General features: G+C 65.6%; 7 protein-coding genes. 1 reads left to right on the top strand and 6 read right to left on the bottom strand.

Annotated elements, in window-relative coordinates:
- Positions 1-216: 216 nt before the first annotated feature.
- Genes ACIQ6O_RS11245 through ACIQ6O_RS11220 form a run of 6 tightly spaced genes read right to left on the bottom strand, consistent with a single transcriptional unit; the run spans position 217 to position 5,240 of the window.
- A complete protein-coding gene (locus ACIQ6O_RS11245) occupies positions 217-717 on the bottom strand; it encodes a metallophosphoesterase family protein (protein WP_396207882.1) in 501 nt (166 codons plus the stop codon).
- The gene (locus ACIQ6O_RS11240) at positions 714-1,403 is read right to left on the bottom strand and encodes a tol-pal system YbgF family protein (RefSeq protein WP_396207881.1); all 690 of its coding nucleotides are present in this window, start codon (positions 1,401-1,403) and stop codon (positions 714-716) included. Before ACIQ6O_RS11240 ends, ACIQ6O_RS11245 begins: the two co-directional genes overlap by 4 nt.
- Before the next feature lie 3 nt (positions 1,404-1,406).
- Positions 1,407-2,024 carry a UbiX family flavin prenyltransferase gene (locus ACIQ6O_RS11235; protein WP_396207880.1) on the bottom strand — a complete coding sequence of 206 codons (618 nt, stop codon included), beginning with the start codon at positions 2,022-2,024 and terminating at the stop codon, positions 1,407-1,409.
- Complete coding sequence (locus tag ACIQ6O_RS11230) at positions 2,021-2,977, bottom strand: UbiA-like polyprenyltransferase (protein ID WP_396207879.1); 957 nt, start codon at positions 2,975-2,977, stop codon at positions 2,021-2,023. Before ACIQ6O_RS11230 ends, ACIQ6O_RS11235 begins: the two co-directional genes overlap by 4 nt.
- Positions 2,978-2,984: 7 nt before the next feature.
- Positions 2,985-4,457, bottom strand: a complete 1,473-nt coding sequence (locus tag ACIQ6O_RS11225; RefSeq protein WP_396207878.1) for a menaquinone biosynthesis decarboxylase — start codon at positions 4,455-4,457, stop codon at positions 2,985-2,987.
- An 18-nt stretch (positions 4,458-4,475) separates the two neighbouring features.
- Positions 4,476-5,240 (bottom strand): ubiquinone/menaquinone biosynthesis methyltransferase, encoded by a 765-nt coding sequence (locus ACIQ6O_RS11220; RefSeq protein ID WP_396207877.1) that lies wholly within the window; start codon positions 5,238-5,240, stop codon positions 4,476-4,478.
- Positions 5,241-5,394: 154 nt separating this feature from the next.
- On the opposite strand from ACIQ6O_RS11220, the gene ACIQ6O_RS11215 reads away from it, so the two are divergent.
- Positions 5,395-5,997: an RNA polymerase sigma factor gene (locus ACIQ6O_RS11215; RefSeq protein WP_396207876.1), complete on the top strand. Its 603-nt coding sequence runs from the start codon at positions 5,395-5,397 to the stop codon at positions 5,995-5,997.
- Positions 5,998-6,259: the final 262 nt, after the last annotated feature.

Here is a 6,259-nt window from a genome sequence, read left to right as displayed (position 1 = left end):
GGAGTCGTGGTTCCGCGGGCGCAACGGCGCCGACGCGCTGGTGGCGGACACAGTCGTTGGCGCACTGGAGAAGCTGGCGGCGCATGTGCGGACGGCAGTTGAACTAGCTACCGAAAACTGTCACGACGCACTACGAACTCCCCCGACTATCGCGTGATCGTCGGGGGAGTTCATAGTGTGTAGTTGCAGTTATCAGTGCTCGGTTCTACGAACGTTCTACTCCGCGTCTCCCAGTATCCCCAATGGGATCAGCTCCACATCCGCCTGCCCCTGCCAGATGTAGAGCTTCGCGACACACGGCTGCAACTTGAAACGGCGCGGGCCGGCGGCGCCGGGGTTCACCACCACGCGGCGCGCGGCCTTGGTGATGAGTTGCTGATGCGTGTGGCCGTACACGATCACGTCGGCATTGGGATACGCGCCCACCAGCTTGGGCGGTGTGGGGCTCCCCAGTTCGTGCCCGTGCGTCACCACGATGCGCACGCCATCGATCACGTCCTCGATACGCTCGACGAGGTCCGGGCGCCCCGGCGCATCCGTGTTGCCGTACACCGCGCGGATGGGGGCAATCGTGGCCAGCTCCGTGAGCACATCCGCCGGGCCCACGTCGCCGGCGTGCAGAATCTGCGACACGCCCTGCAGTGCCTCGAACACTTCGGGGCGAACAAGGCCGTGGGTGTCGGAGATGAGACCGATGATCGTGGCGCGGTTATTCATGGGTAACTTCGAGACTGGGAATCGGTGGTGTTCTTGAGGGCGCGACGTCGATTGAGCTCCGCCTGCGCCCCCTCGGCGTCGCGCGTACCGGGGAAGCGTTCCACGAGACGACGAAGCTCGGACATGGCCCGGGATTCGTCTCCCAAGGGACCAAGATACAGATCAACGAGCCGGTGGGTGGCGTACAGCTCATCGGCACGGGTCGCATCGGCCGCTTTGCGCAGTCGCATCAGTAACGCGCGCGCGCGTTCGATATCGCCATCGGGGCGCAGCTGTACGTCGGCCTCGGCGCGCAAGAGCGACGCTTTTTCGCCGTGCTCGGCGCGGGCTTGGTCGAACGCCTTCGAGGCGGCCTCGAGATTGCCCCTCACGGCCAACGCTTCGGCGTGCGAGTACACCGCCACATCCCGTCCGCGCCCACCGGGCTCGAGTACCGCCAACATACCGCGCTGGGTCCACCGGTGCACCACCCGGACCATGAACAGCGTGAAGGCGCTGCCGATCAGTCCCCCGAGCGCCGCCACACCGAAGCGCTGCGGAAAGGGGACTCGCGCCGCCGAGGCGAACACGAACGACACGGTCGCAAACCAGAGCCAGGCCCCGAAGAAAATCGCCGCAGAGTTACGGCGAGCACCCTGGCGTTGACGCTCGACCTGCTGCTCGAGAAGAACCGGATCGAGCGTCATCGCTTATTCGGCAAGGCCCCAGCGCTTCCCGACCGTGTGTTCGAGATCGAGATGGTCGAGGACCCGCGCCACCATGAAGTCCACCAGCTCGGCAATGCTCGTGGGCTGATGATAGAACCCGGGCGCGGCCGGGATCACCGTGGCCCCCGCACGCGTCACCGCTGTGAGATTCTCGAGATGGATGAGCGACAGCGGCGTTTCGCGTGGCACCAGGATGAGCTTGCGCCGTTCCTTGAGCACCACGTCGGCGGCGCGTTCTACCAGTGAGCGCGACGTGCCGTGGGCAATGGCACTTACCGTACCCATGCTGCAGGGACAGACCACCATACCGCTGGTGCGCGCCGAGCCGCTCGCGGGCGCGGCGCCACGATCGTTGTCGTCGAACACCGTCACGCAGGCATCGAACGCCTCCGCCCCCGCGTGCGCGCGCAACGCGGCCAGATCGGCGATATCGCTCTCGGTTCGCAGCAACCGCCACCCGTGACTCGACACGATGAGCCACGTGGGGACCTGCAACTCAACCAGCGCCTGCAGCAGGCGCACGGCATAGGGCGCGCCCGACGCGCCGGTGATGGCGACGATCACGGGGTGGCGACGACCGTTCACGACGCCTCCCGTCATGGCGCCTCCGGCAGCAGCAGGCGCGCCGTGAAGACGAAGACGAGAAAACCCATGGAGATGAGCCCGTTCATGGTGAAGAAGGCCGCGTCCACACGGCTGAGGTCATCAGCCTTCACGAGGCGGTGCTCCCAGATCAGCATAAGCGCGATGCCTGCCACCGCAGCCCACAGAATGCCGTTCACGAGTGGCGTGGCCGAACCGAGCGGGTGCGAGGCGACCACCACCGCAAAGGCGACGACCGCGAGCATGTGCAACGCTCGCGCAATCGTGATCGCGCGCACCACCCCGAACTTGCTCGGTACACTGTGCAGGCCATGCTTGGCGTCGAACTCCGCGTCCTGCAACGCGTAGATCATGTCGAAACCGCCGCTCCAGCACACCACGGCGAACGCCAGCACACACAACAGCCACCACGGCTGGCTCCACGCACCCGTCACCGCCAGATAGCCGCCGACCGGCGCAATGGCGAGCCCGAGCCCCAGCCACAAGTGGCTCCAGCGCGTGAATCGCTTGGTGTAGCTGTAGCCCAGCACCCAGAGCAACGCCACGGGTGACAGCGCGAGACAGAGCGGGTTGAGCATGCCACTCGCGATCACAAACAGCACGCTGCTCACGGCGATGCTGAACCTGGCCTGCCCGACCGTGAGCGTGCCGGCCGGCAGTTCGCGCATGGCCGTGCGTGGGTTGATGGCGTCCACATCGCGGTCCACCAGTCGGTTGAACGCCATCGCGGCGAAGCGCGCGCTGGTGAAGGCCAGCAGCACCCAACCCACGGTGGCGGGCGTGACTGGCGCAATCACACTGGCGAACAGCACACCGACCAGCGAGAAGGGCATGGCGAACACCGTGTGCGGCAGCTTCACGAAATTCGCGAGACGCACAGCGAGCGACTGCCCTTGCATGAGCTGGCCGTCGCGCGCGCCCTTGGGCGGCACAATCCCGTGGCTGGTCATGCGCGAATCACAGGCCGAGGCTCTTCCACTTGGCGTCCACGGCCTTCTTCGTCACCTCGTCCATCTCGATCACCTTGGGCCACGCACGCGTGAAGCCTTCTTCCGGCCACTTCCGCGTAGCGTCGATGCCCATCTTGCTGCCGTAGGTGAACGACCGACTGGCGTGATCGAGCACGTCCACGGGCCCCATGGTGAAGCGCACGTCGCGCTGCGGATCCATGTTATTGAGCGCCACCCACCACGCTTCCACCGGGTTGCGCACGTTGATTTCCTTGTCCACCACCACGAGTACCTTAGCGAGCGACATAAGCCCCTGCCCCCACAAGGCGTGCATCACCTTGTCGGCGTGACCGGGATACTTCTTGTCGATGCTCACGAACACGAGGTTGTGGAACCCGCCCTCGGCGGGCATGTGATAATCCACGACTTCCGGCGTCGTGAGCTTGAGCAATGGCAGGAAGATGCGTTCGGTGGCGTGGCCGAGATAGAAATCTTCCATCGGCGGGCGCCCCACGATCGTCGTGGAGTACACCGGATTCTTGCGCATCGTCACCGCCGTGACGTGCACGCGCGGATACAGATCCGCCTCGCTGTAGAAGCCCGTGTGATCACCGAACGGGCCTTCCACGATGAGCTCCTCGGCGGGATCGATGTATCCCTCGATCACGAACTCCGCGTCGGCGGGCACCTCGAGATCGTTGGTCACCGCCTTGGTGAGCTTCACCGGGTCCCGTCGCAGGAAGCCGGCAAAGAGGAACTCGTCGATGTTGGGCGGCAGCGGCGCACTCGCGCTGAACATGCTCGCCGGGTCGCTGCCCACCACGATGCACACGGGCATCTTCTCGCCGCGCTCCGCCATCTGCCGCATGTGTTCCGCGCCGGTCTTGTGGCGCTGCCAGTGCATGGCCACGTGCTTCTTGCCGAGCTGCTGCACGCGGTACATGCCCACATTGCGAATACCACGCACCGGATCCTTGGAAATCACGGCCGTCATGGTGATGTACGGCCCACCGTCTTCCGGCCAGCAGTGCAGCACCGGGATCTTGTCGAGATCGATCTCGTCGCCCTGCCACACCACTTCCTGGCACGAGGGCGAGCCGCCCTTCACGCGCGGCGGGAACTTGCTGACCTCGAGCAGGCGCGGAAGCAGCGACAGTTTGCCGAGGAACCCGTCGGGCACCTTGAGGTCCATGAGCTGCGTGATGCGCGCGCCGATATCGTCGAGGTTCTCGACACCGAGGGCGAGCGACATGCGCTTCATGCTGCCGAAGAGATTGATCGCCACGGGGAACTGCGATCGGGTGCCGTCGCGCAGAATGACGTGCTCGAAGAGCAGCGCCTTGCCGCCACCGGGCATCTTGGACACGCGGTCGGCAATCTCGGTGAGTTCGAGGTGCACCTTCACCGGCTGGGTGATGCGGTGCAGTTCGCCGAGGCGGTCGATCGCGTCGATGAATTCGGAGAGAGTATCGAGAGCCATGCTATTGAGGCGGCGCGGTCAGGCCGTGCCGGTGTGAATTGCGGCGATGCCGAGGGTAAGGCGCTCCCACGTGACCGTGGAGAAGCCGGCGGCGCGCATACGATCGGCCAGCGTCTCTTCCGTGGGGAAGTTGGCCACCGACATGGGCAGATAGGTGTACGCCGACTTGTGTCCGCTCACGAGGCGACCGATGAACGGCAGCACGTGATGGAAGTAGGCCAGATACGCCTGACGCACGAGCGCGAAGCGCGGCGTGGAGAATTCAAGAATGACGAAGCGTGCACCAGGCTTGAGCACGCGGCGCACCTCGCGGAGCCCCGCATCCAAATCGGCCACGTTGCGAATGCCGAAGGCGACGATGGCCCCGTCGAGGCACGCGTTGCCAAAGGGCAGCAGGAGCGCATCAGCCCCGACCGGTGCGAGCACCGCGCGCGGGGCCTTGCCGGTGCCGTGCTGCAGCATGGGCACCGCGAAATCGGCACCGGCCACGAAGCCGGCGAAACCGGGCTGTTTCACCAGGAGGGCGCCGACATCGAGGGTTCCGGCGCAGAGGTCGAGATACGTGCCCGTGGGCTGACTCGTCCACGCGAGGGCCTTGAGCGCCTTCTGGCGCCAGCGCTTGTCGATGTTCATCGACAGCACGTGGTTCAGCAGGTCGTAGCGCGGCGCGATATCGGAGAACATGCGCTGCACGTACTCGCGCTTCCCTTCCCCCTGGGCGGCGCTGGCGGCGACGTGCAATTCGTCCGTCGCCGGCCGGGGCGTGACGTCAGGGGCGTCCATGGTGCGTGGCATCCCGAAACATCGAGGGGCGAGGCAAGCCGAGCAAGCGGCGACGGCGCGCTTCCCGCAGGCGTGTTTCGCCATCCCTCGGTCCGGAACGGAGGCCTCCCGGCTGGTTCCGATGCATGCGGAGGGCTAGCTTTGGCCCCTGCGCATGCCGATAGCCGACGAGCTGGGAACACTTCCCGACGCCGATGTGGTCCGACTCGCCCAGCAGGGGCGCGAACTCGCGTTCCGCGAGCTCGTGCGCCGCTACGAGCGGCCCGTCTTTTCGCTTGTCTACCGCATGGTGCGCGACCGCGAGACCGCGGAGGATCTGGCGCAGGACGCCTTCGTGAAGGTCCTCAACCACATCGACAAGTACAGCCCCGAGTTCAAGTTTTCGAGCTGGCTGTTCAAGATCGCGAACAATGTGGCCATCGATCACCTGCGGCGGCGGCGGCTCGACACGGTCAGCCTCGACGGGAATCCGAACGCCACGACAGCCGCGGAGGTGGAGGCGTCCACCATCGAAATCGGCTCCGATCAGGAGAGCGCCCTCGATGAACTCGAGGCGAAGGAGCTGGGGTCGGCCATCGAACGGGCGATCGCGACGCTGCGGCCGGAGTATCGCGCCTGCATCATGCTGCGTCATGTGGAAGGGCGGTCGTACGAGGAGATTGCCGCTACCCTCGACCTGCCGCTGGGCACCGTCAAGACGTACATCCACCGCGCCCGCCACGAGCTTCGCAAGGCGCTCGAGCCGCTGCGGGAATGACCGGCGCCCGTAGTGTAACGAGACATGAACACGGCTTCAGCCGCGGCGCGCTTTTCGCTCGGCACGCCGCAGAATTTTGTTGAAACCCAGCCATCTGGCACCACGTAGTTGGGGCATGGAGGTACCACCGTGATCGACCGACACCTACGACCAGACGAAATCGAGCTCCTTCTCGACCGAGAAGAGGGCTTCGGCGTGGCCCAGTTGCGGGCACACGCCTCGTCGTGTTCGACGTGCCAGGCCGAACTGGAGAGCGCCCGGG

Source organism: Gemmatimonas sp., from assembly GCF_044345575.1.
In the GTDB taxonomy this organism is placed as follows: domain Bacteria; phylum Gemmatimonadota; class Gemmatimonadetes; order Gemmatimonadales; family Gemmatimonadaceae; genus Gemmatimonas.
This window is presented reverse-complemented; position numbering and strand designations above follow the sequence as displayed.